16 protein-coding genes are annotated in these 17,315 nt (G+C 43.6%); 8 read left to right on the forward strand and 8 right to left on the reverse strand.

All coding sequences use genetic code 11. From position 1 onward, the window contains the following. Positions 1–30: 30 nt before the first annotated feature. The 4 genes from C7Y69_RS10415 to C7Y69_RS10430 all read right to left on the reverse strand — a co-directional run bounded on the left by C7Y69_RS10415 (position 31) and on the right by C7Y69_RS10430 (position 5,909). On the reverse strand, positions 31–531 hold the full coding sequence (locus tag C7Y69_RS10415; protein WP_013786041.1) for an alpha/beta fold hydrolase: 501 nt from the start codon (positions 529–531) through the stop codon (positions 31–33). Positions 532–552: 21 nt separating this feature from the next. Next, positions 553–3,651: an efflux RND transporter permease subunit gene (locus tag C7Y69_RS10420; RefSeq protein WP_126872659.1), complete on the reverse strand. Its 3,099-nt coding sequence runs from the start codon at positions 3,649–3,651 to the stop codon at positions 553–555. 17 nt (positions 3,652–3,668) lie between these two features. Next, positions 3,669–4,811 carry an efflux RND transporter periplasmic adaptor subunit gene (locus C7Y69_RS10425; protein WP_013786043.1) on the reverse strand — a complete coding sequence of 381 codons (1,143 nt, stop codon included), beginning with the start codon at positions 4,809–4,811 and terminating at the stop codon, positions 3,669–3,671. Positions 4,812–5,237: 426 nt separating this feature from the next. Further along, a complete protein-coding gene (locus C7Y69_RS10430) occupies positions 5,238–5,909 on the reverse strand; it encodes a DNA-J related domain-containing protein (protein WP_041453106.1) in 672 nt (223 codons plus the stop codon). A 227-nt stretch (positions 5,910–6,136) separates the two neighbouring features. Here C7Y69_RS10430 and C7Y69_RS10435 point away from each other — a divergent pair, with 227 nt between their 5' ends. After that, positions 6,137–6,853 (forward strand): DUF1499 domain-containing protein, encoded by a 717-nt coding sequence (locus C7Y69_RS10435; RefSeq protein WP_126872660.1) that lies wholly within the window; start codon positions 6,137–6,139, stop codon positions 6,851–6,853. Positions 6,854–6,940: 87 nt separating this feature from the next. Here the strand turns inward: C7Y69_RS10435 and C7Y69_RS10440 are convergent, their stop codons facing one another. Both C7Y69_RS10440 and C7Y69_RS10445 read right to left on the reverse strand, forming a co-directional pair. Then, positions 6,941–7,258 carry a DMT family transporter gene (locus C7Y69_RS10440; protein ID WP_126872661.1) on the reverse strand — a complete coding sequence of 106 codons (318 nt, stop codon included), beginning with the start codon at positions 7,256–7,258 and terminating at the stop codon, positions 6,941–6,943. Between the two features lie 58 nt (positions 7,259–7,316). Beyond that, positions 7,317–7,919 carry a LysE/ArgO family amino acid transporter gene (locus tag C7Y69_RS10445; protein ID WP_126872662.1) on the reverse strand — a complete coding sequence of 201 codons (603 nt, stop codon included), beginning with the start codon at positions 7,917–7,919 and terminating at the stop codon, positions 7,317–7,319. 149 nt (positions 7,920–8,068) lie between these two features. Between C7Y69_RS10445 and C7Y69_RS10450 the strand changes: the two genes are divergently transcribed. The 7 genes from C7Y69_RS10450 to C7Y69_RS10480 all read left to right on the forward strand — a co-directional run bounded on the left by C7Y69_RS10450 (position 8,069) and on the right by C7Y69_RS10480 (position 14,866). Then, entirely contained in the window at positions 8,069–8,956 is an 888-nt protein-coding gene (locus C7Y69_RS10450) for an ArgP/LysG family DNA-binding transcriptional regulator (protein ID WP_126872663.1), read from the forward strand. Beyond that, a complete protein-coding gene (locus tag C7Y69_RS10455; RefSeq protein WP_013786049.1) occupies positions 8,953–9,546 on the forward strand; it encodes a class I SAM-dependent methyltransferase in 594 nt (197 codons plus the stop codon). The genes C7Y69_RS10450 and C7Y69_RS10455 overlap by 4 nt, the downstream gene beginning before the upstream one ends. A 96-nt stretch (positions 9,547–9,642) precedes the next feature. Continuing rightward, positions 9,643–11,580 carry a diguanylate cyclase gene (locus C7Y69_RS10460; RefSeq protein ID WP_126872664.1) on the forward strand — a complete coding sequence of 646 codons (1,938 nt, stop codon included), beginning with the start codon at positions 9,643–9,645 and terminating at the stop codon, positions 11,578–11,580. 73 nt (positions 11,581–11,653) lie between these two features. After that, the gene (locus C7Y69_RS10465; protein WP_126872665.1) at positions 11,654–12,607 is read left to right on the forward strand and encodes a DUF3034 family protein; all 954 of its coding nucleotides are present in this window, start codon (positions 11,654–11,656) and stop codon (positions 12,605–12,607) included. 10 nt (positions 12,608–12,617) lie between these two features. Next, the gene (locus C7Y69_RS10470) at positions 12,618–13,085 is read left to right on the forward strand and encodes a group I truncated hemoglobin (protein ID WP_126872666.1); all 468 of its coding nucleotides are present in this window, start codon (positions 12,618–12,620) and stop codon (positions 13,083–13,085) included. Between the two features lie 166 nt (positions 13,086–13,251). Then, on the forward strand, positions 13,252–13,851 hold the full coding sequence (locus C7Y69_RS10475) for a hypothetical protein (protein ID WP_126872667.1): 600 nt from the start codon (positions 13,252–13,254) through the stop codon (positions 13,849–13,851). A 184-nt stretch (positions 13,852–14,035) separates the two neighbouring features. Then, positions 14,036–14,866 (forward strand): mechanosensitive ion channel family protein, encoded by an 831-nt coding sequence (locus C7Y69_RS10480; protein ID WP_013786054.1) that lies wholly within the window; start codon positions 14,036–14,038, stop codon positions 14,864–14,866. Between the two features lie 153 nt (positions 14,867–15,019). Here C7Y69_RS10480 and C7Y69_RS10485 read toward each other — a convergent pair whose 3' ends face one another. Together C7Y69_RS10485 and C7Y69_RS10490 are read right to left on the reverse strand one after the other, a co-directional pair. Continuing rightward, the gene (locus C7Y69_RS10485; protein WP_013786055.1) at positions 15,020–15,850 is read right to left on the reverse strand and encodes a MarR family transcriptional regulator; all 831 of its coding nucleotides are present in this window, start codon (positions 15,848–15,850) and stop codon (positions 15,020–15,022) included. A 63-nt stretch (positions 15,851–15,913) separates the two neighbouring features. Beyond that, a complete protein-coding gene (locus tag C7Y69_RS10490) occupies positions 15,914–17,245 on the reverse strand; it encodes a nitrilase-related carbon-nitrogen hydrolase (RefSeq protein ID WP_013786056.1) in 1,332 nt (443 codons plus the stop codon). Between the last annotated feature and the right edge of the window lie 70 nt (positions 17,246–17,315).

Raw genomic sequence — 17,315 nt, forward strand, 5'->3', positions numbered from 1 at the left:
AGGAAAAACGTTACAGCAGCAAAGCTTCCGTTAGTTCAGTGTAAACGGATGCAACCAATTGCGAAAGAAAGGCGATATCGCAAACATGCTTTTCGACAGTCTGTGACCGTCTTCTAGCAGTAACAACTGAGAATTACGCAACTTCGCATAATCTATACTGTGGCTAACAGGAATGACATCATCATTCCAGCCGTGGATTACACTCGTTTTTCCGGTGTAGTTATATTCTTGCACTTCGTAGCTTGGCATATACAGCGCCGGCGCTAGTAAAAATAAACCCCGTGCAGACACACGCTCAGCGGCCACCAAAGACACGTAACCGCCCATACTAGATCCTACCAGTATAACTTCATTGCCTTGCGCTTCTACCGTATCAACCAATCGGGTGATGCGATCTTCTGGCGAAGGTAAATCCTGATAATCCACACTAATAACATCAAAGCCAACATCGCTAGCTACGTTAGACAATGTAGTGATCTTACTGCCCCAAGGGCCACTTTCTTTTCCATGAGAAAAAATGACAGTAGTCATCGTAAAACCTCAACGTCTAAGTTATTTATCTTGTTTATGAAACAGCTTTTCAACCATCACGTAGAACATAGGTACAAAGAAAATGGCTAAGAAGGTGGCAGCAAACATGCCCCCCATCACCGCAATACCTATCGCGTTTTGGCTTGCTGAACCTGCACCGCTAGCCATTGCCAGCGGTGTTACACCGAGTATAAAGGCCATAGATGTCATTAATATGGGGCGAAAACGCTGAGAAGCCGCATTTGATACCGCCGTCATTAAATCAATGCCTTCTTCGTATTGCTCTTTCGCGAACTCAACAATAAGAATGGCATTTTTCGCCGCCAGACCCACTGTGGTCAAAAACGCAACTTGTAGGTAAACATCGTTTGGTAAATTGAATAAGAACGCAGCCGTTACCGACCCTAATATACCCAAAGGTACCACTAGCATTACTGCAAAGGGCACAGACCAACTCTCATACAATGCCGCTAGACATAAAAATACAATGAGAATAGAAATAGCATACAGCATAGGCGCTTGCGAGCCTGCTTGTTGTTCTTCAAAAGATAGGCCGGACCATTCAATGGCATAACCATCAGGCAATTGAGCGACTAGCTTCTCCATCTCCTCCATGGCTTCACCAGATGAAATACCTTCAGCGGGGCTACCTTGAATGTTGACCGATGATATACCGTTAAAACGCTCTAATTTCGGCGAGCCATACACCCACTCAGTAGACGCGAAGGTACTGAAGGCCACCATGTCTCCGTCGGCGTTACGCACAAACCACTTGTCTAAATCGTCTGGCGACATGCGATATTTTGCATCCGCTTGCATATAAACGCGTTTTATACGGCCTTTATCAATAAAGTCGTTTACGTAACTTGAGCCCCACGCAATTTGCAGTGCACTGTTTATTTCACTTAGGTTTAACCCCAACGCAGATGCTTTTTCACTGTCTATATTCACCTTAAACTGAGGCACGTCGCTTAATCCATTGGGGCGAACACCAGCTAGTTTAGGGTTTTGCGCAGCCATGCCTAACAATTGATTGCGGGCATTCATCAAGGCCACATGACCATTACTTCCACGATCCACAAGCTGCATATCAAAGCCTGTGGCGTTACCTAATTCCATAATGGGCGGTGGCACAATAGGAAATGCAGAAGCATCTTCAATTTGACTAAATGCGCCAAAGGCGCGACCTACCAGCGCAAATGCTGAGTCACTTTCATCTCGTACACTCCAGTCATTCAAGTTTACAAAACCCATACCGGCATTTTGAGCTTGGCCAGCAAAACTAAAACCGACAACCGTAAATAATCCGTTAACCGCACTTTGCTCTTGGTCTAAGAAAAAGTCTTCTGCCTTTTTAACCGACTCTAAGGTACGCCCAGCAGTTGCACCAGGAGGCGTACTTATTAGCACCATTAGGCGGCCTTGATCTTCATCGGGTAAGAATGCACCAGGTAATTGGGCAAAGATATATGCCATTCCGGCGACTAAAATACCGTATACCGCAAAGTAACGCTTAGCACGTTTCGCCATGTGGGTAGTGGTACGCTGATAGCGGTCGCGGCCTTTGTTGAATGTGCGGTTAAACCAACCAAAGAAGCCTTTGTCTTTGTCATGTTCAGGATCGTGTTGTTTTAGCAGCGTGGCACACAATGAAGGCGACAATATAATTGCCACCAAAACCGAAAAGCCCATGGCAGACACGATAGTAATTGAGAACTGGCGATAAATAGCCCCAGCAGAACCACTGAAAAAGGCCATAGGAATAAATACCGTCGATAACACCGCGGCAATACCTACTAGCGCACCGGTAATTTGTGTCATGGATTTTTTAGTGGCTTCAGCGGGCGGTAAGCCCTCTTCTTCCATAATACGTTCAACGTTTTCAACCACGACAATAGCGTCATCCACTAGCAAACCAATGGCTAGCACCATGGCAAACATAGTTAATACGTTAATGCTGTAACCAAATGCCAGTAGTACTGCAAAGGTACCTAGCAATACCACCGGAACCGCGATAGTAGGAATAAGGGTAGCGCGCCAATTCTGCAAAAATAGCAGCATGACGAAGAATACCAAAACCACAGCTTCAATCAGCGTGTGTACCACTGACTCAATCGACAATTCGATAAAGGGTGAAGCATCTACCGGATAAACCACTTTTACGCTGTCTGGTAGGTTGACTCGTAGCTCTTCAACTCGTTGCTTTACCGCATTGATAGTATCTAGCGCGTTCGCACCTGACGCTAAGCTAATCGCCATACCTGAGGCAGGGTGACGGTCGTATCGAACGATTACATCGTAGCTTTCTGCACCTAGTTCAACCCGTGCAACATCGCGAACTCGAACTTGAGAACCATCGGTATTTACCCGCAGCACGATGCTTTCAAAATCATCGACGGTTTGTAAGCGTGACTGAGCTTGAATAGTCGCATTAATTTGCTGGCCTTGAATGGCAGGTAAGCCCCCGAGTTGCCCCGCAGATACATCGGTGTTTTGCACTTCTACAGCAGCTTGTACATCTACCGGCGTTAAGTTGTAGCTGTACAGTTTGTCTGGATCTAACCAGATTCGCATTGAACGCTGGGCACCAAATACCCGCACGCTTCCCACGCCGTTAACACGGGAGACTGAATCGCGAAATTGAGATACCAATAAATCACTTAAGTCGTACTGACTCATTTGCCCCGTTTCGTCATAAAAACCAATGGCTAACGAAAACGCTGAGTTTGACTTTGCAACCGTGACACCTTGTTGCTGCACCTGTGTCGGCAGCAATGGCAGTGCCGCTTGCACTTTATTTTGAGTTTGAACTTGCGCAATATCTGGGTCAGTTCCCGGCTCAAAAGTAAGGCTAATAGACATACTGCTATTTGAGCTACTGGCAGAGAAATAACGTAAGTTATCGATGCCTGATAAGTTTTGCTCAACCACCTGCGTGACCGAGTTCTCAACAGTTTCTGCTGAAGCCCCTGGGTAAGTTGCAGTAATCGTCACCGTGGGTGGCGCAACTTTAGGGTATTGCTCAATTGGCAGGGTATAAATGGCAAGTACACCTGCCATCATCGTAATAATTGCAAGTACCCACGCAAAGACGGGTCTGTCGATAAAAAAGCGAGCCATAGTAAACTAATCCTATCTTAACGTGAGCCGCGTGACGATGACTGCCACTCGCTGGTGTTTACTTTACTGCCAGGTTTCACTTTTTGGTAACCAGAAACAATAAGTCTATCGCCCTCTTTGATACCCGAGGTGGCAATATATTGGTCTTTGTAGATGTCGCTAGTTTTTAGTGCACGCGCTTCTACCACGTCATTACTGTTCACCACATAGACTGACAATGAACCGTCTTGTTGACGCATCGTAGCGCGCTGCGGTACTAGTAGAGCCTGTTCTGTACCGGTAATAACGTGGCCTTTCACGAATAAGCCTGGTAACAACAACCCGTCTGGATTTGGCATTTCGGCGCGAAGGGCGACTGAACCGGTACTTTCATCCACGGTAACTTCCGAAAACTTCACGCTACCTATGTGTTCGTATTTCTTACCCGTGGCCTCGTCCACAGTCAATTCCACAGGCATCGAGCCTTGTTCTTGCATGGCTTGGCGAAGGGTCAGTATGGCTCGACCCGACTCCTGCATATCGATGAAGATAGGGTTTAACTGCGTAATAGTGGCAAGTTGCTGCGTTTGGTTTGTGGTCGCGAGTGTACCTTCTGTCACAAACGAGCGACTGATACGGCCGCTAATTGGCGCATACACCTTGGTATAGCCTAAGTTAACTCGTGCTAAATCTACCGCCGCTTGAGCAACACTAATCGCTGCCTGTGCTTGTTCCTTTTGCGCAATAACATCGTCGTATTCTTGGCGACTGATGGCATTTTGTTTAATTAGGTCATCGTAGCGGCGAGCTTTCGCTTCTAAGGTTTTTAAATTCGCTTGTGCACTTTTAACGTCAGCAATGGTGCTGTTTAATTGAGCACGATAACGCGCATCATCAATTTGATAAAGTTGCTGGCCTTTTTCAACCTGCGCACCTTCTTCAAATAAACGCTCTGTAATCACTCCATCAACCTGAGGGCGAACCTGAGACTGACGAGATGGCGTAACCCTTCCTGGCAGAATCATTTCATGGGTTACCGCTTGGCGTGCAATAGTAAGCACCGATACAGACTGTGGCGGCATGGCTTGCTGCCCTGCGCCCGCCTGTTCAGACTCAGACGAACACCCAATCGCACCTACCAACAAAGCTAGGGTAGTGATGACATAAAAAACGCGTTTCATAATAATTTCTCGAATTTAAAAACTAACGATTACCGGCAAACGAGAACGTTTAACCGGTAAACTTAAATTTTGGGCCTGTATTAACGTAGGTAACTTCCATGCGCCGAGTTATAAATACATTGGCATTACTCAGCCCGATCACATCAACTGGACTAATGAGATCGTATGCTTCAAATGCGGCGCGACATCGCAGTAACGCACAACGTATCAATTTACTGTGACGAAAGGGTTACTCATCGGCCAGTATGAATAATGGGACACCCTATTCATGACATATCTGACACAAGCTTTACATTGTGCGCGCTTATACTAAAGATTAAAAGTAAAGGGAGTTAAAGGTGCTGATCTTATCGGTCAGTTGCAGTATTTTTATACTGTAGCGGTACCCTAAGGTTGTAAAACACGCTTTTCATTCAACTTTTAGTATTAGAGCCCGTAATACCGCAATAAGGTTTGGTACGCCGAAATAACATTTTGCGCTGCTTCGTGGCTACCTCCTTTGTCTGGGTGCACTGTTGCCAACTGCTTCTTGTAATGCCTCTTAAGCGTCGGTAACGTGATTGACACAGACTCCTCTAAGTTGAGTAAAGTGTGACATTGCACAATACTTTCTTTTGAATCGAAAGCGGGCTCAGCCCCCATCATTCGCTGCCAAAAGCCATTCAATAAAGCCTCTACATCAGCTTCACCAGTGCTGGCCAAGTTTTGCCAGTTCAGGTAGTACTCTGCAAGCGGATCGCTTTTATCTAATGTAGTGGCGTTTCTCACAGAGGCGCTTTGACTACTCGCTTTCAAGGGCAATAGAATGATGCGTGTAGTATGAATATCTAGCTCACCCACCGAGGCATCACGCCAGAGATTTCTAAGCAAATATAGGGTATGAAACAAGATGAAGTGGGTATTAAACAATGCTAGGGAATCGCGCAGCGCGTTGTCATTGAACAACTGATAGGGTGGCGACTTAAGTTGCGAAATTAGCGCATACTCTGTCATCCCTTCTTCAAACTCTGCTTTTTTTGTGGAAAGTATGTCTAACAGCACTTCCACTTTCTGTGCATTCGTCGCATTAAAAGAAGGGATCTCTTGGGCATTCCCCATAGTAAACCTCATGTTTGTATCAGCATATAGCATAGCAGAAGTTACTCTATTCCCCTTATGTAAACGCCACTAGTGCTTCTGACTCCTTCGTCCTTTCACTGCTTGCAAAGGTTTTTGCGACGGATCAAGCGCTTTACTCGCAAATTTAGTGGAAAATTTGAACCAAAAGCGCCCAATGACTGTTAAAGTTATGTTATACAAAGCAACAATAATAATTAGGAGCTCACTTGAAAGCACTCATTGCACTGACCAGCATTATTGGATTTTTAATGGTGGTATTACCAGGCCCGCTATATCAGTACGCAGGCGTTGATTTAGGCACCGCATTTACCTCTCTGCGCTATGGCGTATATGTGGGTGGCGCAGCCATTATACTTATCATTCTACAAGTACTAATAAAACGTAAAAGCGTCAGCTGGGGCAGTACGTTTGTTTTCGCTATATTAGCGTTAATTGCTGTCGCCATGCCTGTTAGCATGATGGGCAAAGCCAGTACCGTACCGCCTATTCACGATATCACTACCGATGTGACCAACCCTCCGGCGTTTGTGGCTATTGCGCCGCTACGTGAAAATGCACCTAACCCTATTACTTACGAGGGTGGTGAGGTAACACGTCAGCAAATCGATGCTTACCCTGAAATTAGAACCCAATTATTGGCGCAAAGCATTGATGAAGTCTTTGCAGCTAGTGAACAAACTATTGACGTATTAGGCTGGGAGCGTGTGTCCGATGGCGCATTGCCCTATACATTAGAAGCGACTGACACCACCCAGTGGTTTGGATTCAAAGATGATGTGGTTATTCGCCTAAAAGCAAAAGACGATAACACCCTTGTAGATATTCGCAGTAAATCTCGGGTTGGAAAAAGCGATTTAGGTAAAAACGCCGAACGCATCGACACCTTTTTAACTGCACTTCGCGCCCAGCTAAACCCTAACTAGACGCTAACTAATCGCTACTGTTAGCCGCACACAAAAAAGCTCAGGTATTCCCTGAGCTTTTTTAAACGCCACATTCTTTTAGTGGGGTTAGTGGGCTAATTTCAATACCACTACGCCCGCCACGATAAGTGCTGCGCCAAAGTAGCGCGCGACAGAAGTCGGATCGCCATAAAATACAACCCCAACTAGAAACGTACCCGCCGCACCTATGCCAGTCCACACCGCGTAAGCAGTACCTATCGGAATATTTTTTTGCGCCATCCATAAACAAAAACCACTGGCCGCCATAAAACCTACGGCTAACAGTATCCCCAGCACGCGGGTTTCAGCTTCTTGAGATAGCTTTAACCCCACCGGCCAACCTATTTCTAATAAGCCAGCCACAATCAAATAAATCCAGCTCATATGCCTCTCCTTCTTGCGATTGGCTGCTTACCGAAAAGCTTTCACTAATATTTTTATACTACAAGCTAGCCAATTGAATGCTTACCGCCCCTAGTACCGCTGCGTTTAAGCGGTTAAACCAACGCCAAAATGACGGGCGCTGCATATGGTGCGCAAATTTAGCGGTGAGGGTACTTAGCCCAACAAACCATACGATAGATGCCCAAACTGCACCGAGGACAAACCACCATTTATTTAGCTGCCACTGGCTGGCCAAGTTACCCATTAATAGCAGCGTATCTAAGTAAAAATGAGGATTCAACCACGTCACCGCCATAGCAATCAGAAACGCACGCTTAAATGACGTTTGCTTCTTCGACATTTCAAGTACCAACGCATCATCAGCCATAGAGGCTTTGAGTTTGTTAAACGCGAACCACAAAAGAAAGATAACGCCCGCCCACTTAGTGACTGATACCAACAAAGGATATTCTTGTAACAGCAACCCGAATCCCATTGCTCCTAAGCTGATAGAAATGGCATCGCTCACTATAAACAGCAGTACGAACAACCCGGTCCATTGACGCTTCAAAGACTGTTCGATTAAAAAACTATTTTGCGCACCGACGGCGATTATTAGGGTGCCGCCCATCACAAAACCACTCAACGCTGCCGCAAACATGAACTAAACCTCAAAAATTGAATGAATAAAAAATAGGCGTTGATTTTAGCTACCCTTTCAAACTAAATTAAATTAATAATTTTTCTTTGCTATTAAATTAATTAATAATACTGGGAATACCTATTTAAATAAGAGTGCTTGCTTTCATCATGCTTGATTATGCTGCCCTACACAGTTTTCGCGAAGTGCTACGCTACGGCAGTTTTGAGCGCGGCGCTCAAGCGCTCAACCTGACTCAGTCGGCAGTTTCACAAAAGATAAAGCGATTAGAGCAACAAGTGGGCGGGCCGGTTTTAGTGCGCATGAAACCGCTTAAAGCCACGCCACTTGGCGAACAACTCTTGTCTCACGTGCAAAAAGTGAGTGTGTTAGAAGAGCAGCTAACCACACGCAGCGGGGCGGCTGACCATGCTTCGCCACTGAGTGTTGCAGTAAACAACGATGTGCTGGCGACCTGGTTTACTGAGGTGATGGCAAGATTTAGTGAAATGCGTTCTAACCCCGTACATATTTATAATGCTGATCAAACCCAAACCCGCACCTTATTGCAGCAAGGTAAAGTCATGGCCTGCATTAGCCAAACTGGCACTCCCATTACCGGCGGGCAATCAGCAAGGCTTGGTACTATGAATTATCAACTCTATGCTTCGCCTGGATTTATACAGCGTTACCTTCAAAATGACATAAACCCTGAACGAGTAATGGGCACACCGGGGTTACTTTATGACGAATTTGATGTCACCCTACTCACCGACTATCAGCGAGAATGTTTAGACTTTCCGCCGTCGCTAACCACATGTCATTGGTATCCGTCATCTCATGGGTTTGCAAAAATGGCCGTAGAAGGCGTAGCGTGGGCGTTATTGCCAACCTTACAAGTTAAACAAGAAGTGGCATCGGGTCAGCTCATCTCGCTATTTCCTAGCAAACAATTAGGTGTGCCTTTGTTTTGGCATTGGACAGAACAGGCATCACATGCCCTTGGCGATTTTAGCCAAGTGGTTAAACACATTTCAAAAGAACAGCTAACACCATGAAGTACAATAAACACATCGCGTATTACCACCAGCACGCTTCAAAGCTTGCTTCACAATACACTAGTGTTGCATTTGAGGATGTACATGGCGATTGGTTGTCACATATACCGTCGCTAACCCATACCACTATCTTAGACATAGGTGCAGGAGCAGGCAGAGACGCGAAAGCGCTGGCCGATTTGGGAAATCACGTAACCGCTATTGAGCCTGCAACCGCGCTAATGCAATCAGGCATTGCCTTTACGGGAGAGTCAGTAACGTGGATTAAAGATACCCTGCCCTTACTCACATCACAGAAAAAGCAACACTACGGGTTAATTTTGATTAGCGCGGTATGGATGCACTTAACCCACGTTCAGCAACAACAAAGCTTGCAACGATGTAGCCAATTGCTTTTAACCGAAGGGCTCCTAGTCATTACTTTGCGACACGGGAAATTTGATGACGAACGGGTGGCTAATCCGGTTAATGCAAGGGACACCATCGAGTTCGCAAAATCCTGTGGCTTAACCTTAATTCATAACACAGACTCTAGCGACAAACTGCACCGCCAAGGTGTCAGTTGGCAAACTTTAGTCTTTACAAAATAAGCAAAAATGTCGCTTCACTCCGAACACTTTTCATACTAACCTAGTGCCAGATTGCAGGTTAATTAAGCAAGTTTGTAGCCATTCGGAGGGCTTTTTTTGGCTGTAGTACATAGACGCATCTGTTTTTTGATGCTTTTCGCCATTTGGGGGGTGCTGGTTAGCCTTTCTTTTCCTGTGTCTGCAACTCTTGATACCGCACCTACAGCAGTACCTGTTTCTGACACTATGCCAGGCACAATTAGTGAAAATGCATTACACGACTTTGAAAATGCTATTTTTCTATACCCTCAGCAAACCTACCGAAAATTAGTCACACTTGCGCAGTCAAATGACTTCAGTGATGACGGCAAAGTTTGGCTGTTGTTACGAAAAGCCCAAACCGAGAGTGTATTAACCTTATACAAAGAAATGGATGCCACCCTTGCCACTGTCGCAATATTCACCAATGTGATGACCAACGAACAAAATGCACTATGGCTTTATTTAAAAGGGAGCCGGATGCATCAAACAGGCAATATTTCTGGCGCTATCGACACGCTGAAGTATGCAGTTGAAGTCGCTAAAGAAGAGCCTAACAGTACTATTTACGTGCTTGCTATTAGAGAGTTAGGTTACGGATTTGCACTTTCCGGAGACTACTACCGGGCCACCCTAATACTGCAAGATGCTTATAAAAATCTCGTCATTTTAAACAACCCCTTTTTTAATGGATTGTTAGAAGAGAGCTTAGGCGACACCTATAACTATTTAGGTAATTACACAAAAGCCATTGAGTATTACGAAGGTGCGCTTACCTTCTTCGAGTCCATTGGCTACCAACCCCATGTTGCCAGTACCTTATTGGGCCTAGCTATGGTGAACCGAAAGCTGGAGAATTGGAATGATGCACTTTCTTACTTTGACCGTTACGAAATAGCGCTGAATTTTACCAACAATCACAGCGAAAATTTCTATTTGCATTATGGCCGCGCTATGACAATGGCAGAAAGAGGAGAGTGTAACCTTGCCATTGATGCTATCGATGATGCGCTGGGCTTATCGGGCCCCATTGATTACAACGCAGAACTTTACAAAAAACGCGCCCTATGCAATTTAACCCTTGATAACTTGGCTGAGGCTAAACAAGATTTATCGAAAGCACGCACTATTTTTAACGGCATAGAAGCATTGCACAATACGCAGTGGCACTTAGAGCTTGATTACATTGCAGGCTTAGTGGCATTTAAAGATAATCGCTTTGAGCAGGCTTTTGAATTTATTCATAGGTATTACAAAGACTTCCTTGAGTTGCAGCGTTTAAACAATTCAGAATATGTCACCCAAGTACAAGCCACAATGGAAGCCGAGCGTAAAGACAAAGAAATTGCCCTCCTAAAACAACAAACACAACTTCAAGCGGCTACGGCCAGGGAGCAATCGCTGAAAGTACGGCAGAAAAATATGATGCTGGTAGGCGTAGTAGTCATCTTTGCACTGTTACTTATTTTTGTGGTTTTCCAATATAAAAACTCAAGAAAGCTATTGGCCCTTTCTATTCGAGACGATCTTACTGGCTTACACAATCGGCGTTACTTCTTTGATTATTTCGAGCACAACCTAGTTAAGCTGAACCCCAGTCACGTAGGCTTGGCACTCATCTCTTTCGACATAGATAACTTCAAACACATTAATGACAACCTTGGTCATCACGTAGGCGACGAAGTCATTAAAACCGTGGCACACACAGCGGCAAATACACTACGTACTAATGACGTTATTGCACGTATTGGGGGAGACGAATTTATAATTGCCCTTCCCCGCACCACACTGCTACAAGCTAAAGAAATAGCCAAGCGAATCCTTGAAAATATCAGGAGTCACCGGTTTACCACTAAAGAAGGCGCAGATTTTAGTGTAACCGCGAGCTTGGGCGTGGCTTATCATCATCAAAACAAGCTTATTGCCTTAGATGTGAAATCGATGATGGAGTCTGCCGACACAGCGCTATACCAGTCTAAGCGGGCTGGCAAAAATCGCTTCACGGTTGCAGCTTAGGAAAAGCACGAGTAAGGCTTTATTTCTGACAAAACTTACCTATTATTTAGGTAAGCTTCAAGAAAGGGAATTTATGATTAAAGCAACATTTTTTTGCCTAGGCTTTTGTTTAATTTCATTTTTCAGCAGTGCAAACACGGGCTCTCGCCTAACTGCAACGGGCGGCGTTACTGGATTTGAAGGCACCGCTGGTGGCGGTATCACGCCTTGGGCCTTTATTAGCGGCTATGGCAGTAAAGAAGAAATTAACGGTACCGCGAATGTTCAATACCTTCATTTAAACGACTACACCTTAACCACCTTTGGTGCCAGCCTTGGCATTTACGATCGCGTTGAATTAAGCGTACAACGACAAACTCTAGATATTTCATCTGGCATTACCAGCAATGTTTTCAGCTTACTTACCGATGGGGCAATTAGCGCCGCACAATCTACCCGTATCGACATAGATATTGTGTCTGCAAAAGTGAAAATATTGGGTGATGGCGTTTTTAACCAACGCACTTGGGTACCCCAAGTGGCTATTGGCGCACAATATAAAAAACACCGAGATTTTGATACCACGCTTCTATTGCCCGATGGCACCGGCCCGCTTCCTAATCAAGGTGTAGCGCGCATACTTGGGGCTAAAGATGATAGCGGTACTGATGTTTTTGTTTCTGCAACCAAGCTTTATTTAGGCCATATTAACGGTTTCAACCTATTGACCAATCTGACCGCCCGCTATACCAAAGCAAACACCTTTGGGTTACTTGGTTTTGCTAGTGAAAATGACGATAGTTATAAACTGGAATGGGAAGGTTCTTTGGCGCTACTAACCAGCCCGTCAACCGTGGTCGGCGTTGAGTTTAGAACGCAAACCAATCGCCTAGGCGGGCTAGCAGAAGAAGATACGGTAACCGACGCCTTCATTGCTTACTTTCCCAATAAGTCATTTTCCCTCACCGCAGCTTATGTAGATTTAGGCAACTTGCTTATGCAGCCTAGCTCGACAGGCTTCTATCTAACTGTCACTGCTAATTTTTAAGTTGGTGATGATGAGTACCTATTTACACAAAACAAGCATAACGACAGCCGTAATCACGCTACTTTTTACTCTGTTAGGCGGCATCAACGGGTGTTCTAGCACGCACACTGCCAAGCAAAACGCTACCAGCCTGTACGATGAAATTGGTGGCAGTAAAACTCTTAACACTGTGTTTGGTGTTGCCATTAATCGCATCTATAAAGACCCTGTTATAGGGCATTACTTTAATGGTGTTCCAAAAAGCCATTTACGCAAACAACTGGTATCACAAACGTGCGAGCTTATTGGCGGCCCTTGTGTCTACGAAGGCAAGGCCATGCTAGAGACCCACAAAGACTTAAATATTAAAGAGCGAGAATTTTATATTTTAGTGGAGTATGTGCAAGGCGCGATGCGTGATGTTGGCTTAACCTATCAACAAGAGAATCAAATTCTGCAAAAACTAGCACCAATCAAATACGAAACGATTTACCTGTAGTTTGTGGGGGGCATCTAGTGGTATCGATGCAGTATGTTTAAAAAAGCTAGGCATAAGTGAAAATGTCCTCTTTTTACCTGAATATTGATTAACTTAGCGTTCATTTTTCGTTCATCTCACATCCCCTATTCTTCTTATTAGTTCCCCAACCTAATAAGGATATTCAATGTATAAACTTCTTATCGCTCCAACCTGTTTTTTAGCAGCAAGTGCTGTATTTGCGGCTGACAAACCCATTATTAATGCTCCTTCATACGACTTTGCACAGGTTTCATTGGTGCAAACGGAATTCGCCGATTTAGATATGTTTACTCCGAAAGGCTTTGAGTTTAAGGCAAGTAAAGTACTTGGAATGAACGTTTTTGGTGAAGCCACATACTTTATGGCTGATGACAAAACCCAAGGGGTAAACATGGATGTCGACCGCTGGAAAGTGGCAGTTGGCTATATTCACCATTTTTCAAATCGCACAGTACTGGACGGTAAAGTCGGCTATGGTGAAATTGATATTAAAATAAACGACAGTGACAATGCCGTTTCAGCCGGAACCGAGTACTTTACCGGTGAAGCCAATATTCGACATATGATAACAAGCAATGTGGAAGTCTATGGCGGATTAGAATGGCAAAAATGGGATGAAGGTTCTGATCAAAAAGCCTATAAGTTAGGCACACAATACCGTTGGGATTCGATAGCAGTTGGCGGTGAATATACTAAATTCTCCGATTCCGAGGTGTTTGCTGCCTTTGTTCGCTACACCTTTTAAAAACGTTTAATTATCTGATTAATCAAAATAAAGTAGTGAAATCCTTGTGTATTTCGCTGCTTTATTTTCACAGCTTCATACTATTGATGAATACCTTTAATGTGGTTTATGGCCTATAACATAGCGGCTTGAAGCACCCTTACGAATCATTAAAGAATAATCAATCGTTATGAGGAATTTGAGCATGGAAGAATTTATTGCATCACTTGATGTTGATCAGTATCTCCCTGGCGCACTAGCGTGGGCCACCAATATACTACTTGCGTTACTTATATTAATTATAGGCATGTGGGTAGCAGGTAAAGCATACAAAGGCATGGTTGCACTAGCCGGTCGATACCCCCAATTAGACGACACCCTATTTAAGTTTTTTGGTAGCGTAATACGCTACACCATCTTAGCTTTCGTGGGCATAGCAGTACTTAACCGTTTTGGTGTACAAACCGCATCTATCATTGCATTGCTGGGTGCCGCAGGGCTTGCCGTAGGCTTAGCACTGCAAGGCACACTGTCTAATTTAGCCGCTGGCGTTATGCTACTTATCTTCCGCCCTTACAAAGTAGATGACTTTGTAGAAGCAGCAGGCAAGTTTGGTAAAGTCACCGAAATAGATATGTTCACTACCATTTTGCAAACCTTCGATAACCAACACATTATCATTCCAAATAGCCAAATTTGGGGCGAGCAAATTACCAACCACTCACACCATGAAATTCGCGGTGTAGATATGACCTTTGGTGTTGCTTATGGTGAAAGTATTGATGCTGCACGCGCCGTTATCGACAAAGTGCTCGCTGAACACCCCCATGTACTTAAAGAGCCTGCGCCGTTTGTTGAAGTAGAAACCTTAAACAACAGCTCGGTAGACTTCATTGTACGTCCGTTCTGTGAAGGTCAGCACTACTTCGATATTCGTTACTCAGTGCCTGAGCAAATTAAGAAAGGGCTTGATGAAGCGAACATTGAAATTCCATTCCCACATCGTAAAGTTATTTTGGTTAATGAGACCAATTAGACATTGATTCTGATATGAGAAGGGCGAACTAAGAAGCCTACAAATACATTGGATTCATGGCTAAACAACAACTAAGGCCTGATTTCGATATTTTATCGAACTCAGGCCTTTTTAGCGTCAAACTAAAATACTGCCAATTTTTTATATAAAAAATTAAGAATCACTTGCTCTACAACTATCTGATAACGCTTCTTGTATTACGTTCGTCAGTTCGGTGTTTCGAGGTTGCTCCGAAACACTAACTTGATGTGGAACCTGATGGAAGCTCGGCACTATTCGACCGGAAGTTTGGGAAATAGCTTCTCTTGGTCTTATGTGGTTCACTGTTAGGTACTCAACTTTTTGCTCACCTTCCAACTCTCGAACTAGAACATAAGCCTTCTTCCCTTTTTCAGTTAAGCTATATTCTTTTGTTTTCCCATCAGTGGCACTTAGTCGTTCTGAAATAGTCCCCATTCTTTTGAGTTCTGTTGTAATTCTAGAAACTCTCTGTTTAGGTGTTATACCTAATTGGTTGGTTATATCTTGAACTGTGCAAGGCTCATTGTAAGCTAAACGAATAATACCTCTATGCTGGCTTCGCTTTGATAAAAAAACTATCTCATCTTTAAATAATTTTTGTTTTACGAGAACATTAAAAATATGCTTATATGTCCGCCAAGCAATATTTTTATCGTATGTCAGATCGGTATCTACTGCTCTCAAAATTAACTGTGATGCTGCGAATGTTGCATCTACATTAAGAATTTGTTGAGGAGTCAGTTGATCAGTAGATGCTGATTCAATAAGCCTATCAAAAAAGCTTTCAATAAATGGAATAAATGAATCTGTAATAAATTCTGGGATCGTCTTAACAAAACCTCTTAACTTTAAAATAGCATCAGGAAGTTCTTCGATACGATCAATACCAGTATTTTTAAACGAAGATAATAGTTCTACTGCTTCCAACTCTTCTTTCGAAGATGGAGCGTTTGGCGTAACCATGATGTCACCTATGTTAGAAAGTGAAATAACTATAGTTTGGTTAGTAAACAATTACAATGTTTACTACGTAACATCTTTACCAAAAGATTCATAGCCAAGACGAGAGATTGTACTTTTTTTTCCTATTTCCCCCCTCAAGAAGCCATGATAAATAGAACTAGCCCCATTGTCGGTAGGATCACCGAGTTCTTGGTTAACTAAAGCCACTACGGGCCCAGCCATTCTGTAGATTGCCTTAACGCGCGTTTCATGGAGTTTCATAGTGCTTTCACCTCCCATTGTGGGCACGAAGAAATAATCTACCCCAGATTGATGAGCAAAATCGTGCATTCTCATGTTGTCGTCACAGAAGTCTTTGCATATTAGGGTAACTCCTCTGCCAAATGGGAGTTCAATAATTGCCAAGGAACGCCCTGTAGAAGTTTTTTCTACCCCATACTTTTCGTCACCTGTAAATCGAGTCATCTTGTCATGAGTAAAAGCGATTGAGCCGGTATGATCCAATGCAGTACACGTATTAAAATACGCATCTTTCTTACGGTTATATTTGTGGAAGCTTCCTGCGATCACTAGGCTTATCCCATGACCTTTTGAATTTTCTCTATTTCTATTGGTATTTAACCAGCAGGCTATCTCGTCAACTATATTATTGGGAATAGTTAGCTCAGGAAATATAACAATGTCACAATCATTTTCGACGGCGTAGTGCAAGACTTTCTCAGCTTCAGCAAAGCGATCTACACTTGGATGAATATCTTTAGCTAAAAAGCTTACGTCAGTCTCACCTCTGTCAATTTCAAACTCAACACCTGCACTTTCAAAACTACATACGCATATCTTGGGTGTTTCTCGATTTTTACTATGAAAATTTGTCCATGCTGACTCTGGTAACGCTTTAAAATCAAATGCAAAGCTAAAAGAGTTTGTCAGAATATGATTCCAATGCATTACCCTAATTGGGTTGTCTCGTTGTTTTCTTGTCGTTATAAAGTCGTTATGAGATATATCGCTTTGCAATAGGTGAACAGTATGACGAATATCGTCGTAAATAATGTCAATGGTCTCATGAGACTTTCTGGAGTTTTCATGCAAAAATTCATCCATCAACACGAAAACTGATAGTAGGTTCGCTGTTTCAAAGTACTTGTTTATTTCCTTGAACCCGCCTTCTTCAATTTTCCGAAAAGAGGACATAAGACCTGATTCGTTTAAAAAGTCTGAACGCTCTGTGGGGGTAAAGACTGAGTAATCTCCATATTCATCACTAGATAGCTCATTGGCATACTGACTAAAGTACCCCCCTATCTCTAAATGCAAGTACAATAAACAATAGGCGTCAGATACATGTTCATGAAATTTTTTTGCTAATAACCTTCTGAACTGCATGTCTTTCATCGCTCTTGACCGTCCCTGTTGTCTTGAGGTTAGATAATGTATCGACAGAGGAATAGTAAAATATTTTCGA

This window comes from Alteromonas sp. KS69, assembly GCF_003989595.1.
GTDB lineage: Bacteria > Pseudomonadota > Gammaproteobacteria > Enterobacterales > Alteromonadaceae > Alteromonas > Alteromonas naphthalenivorans.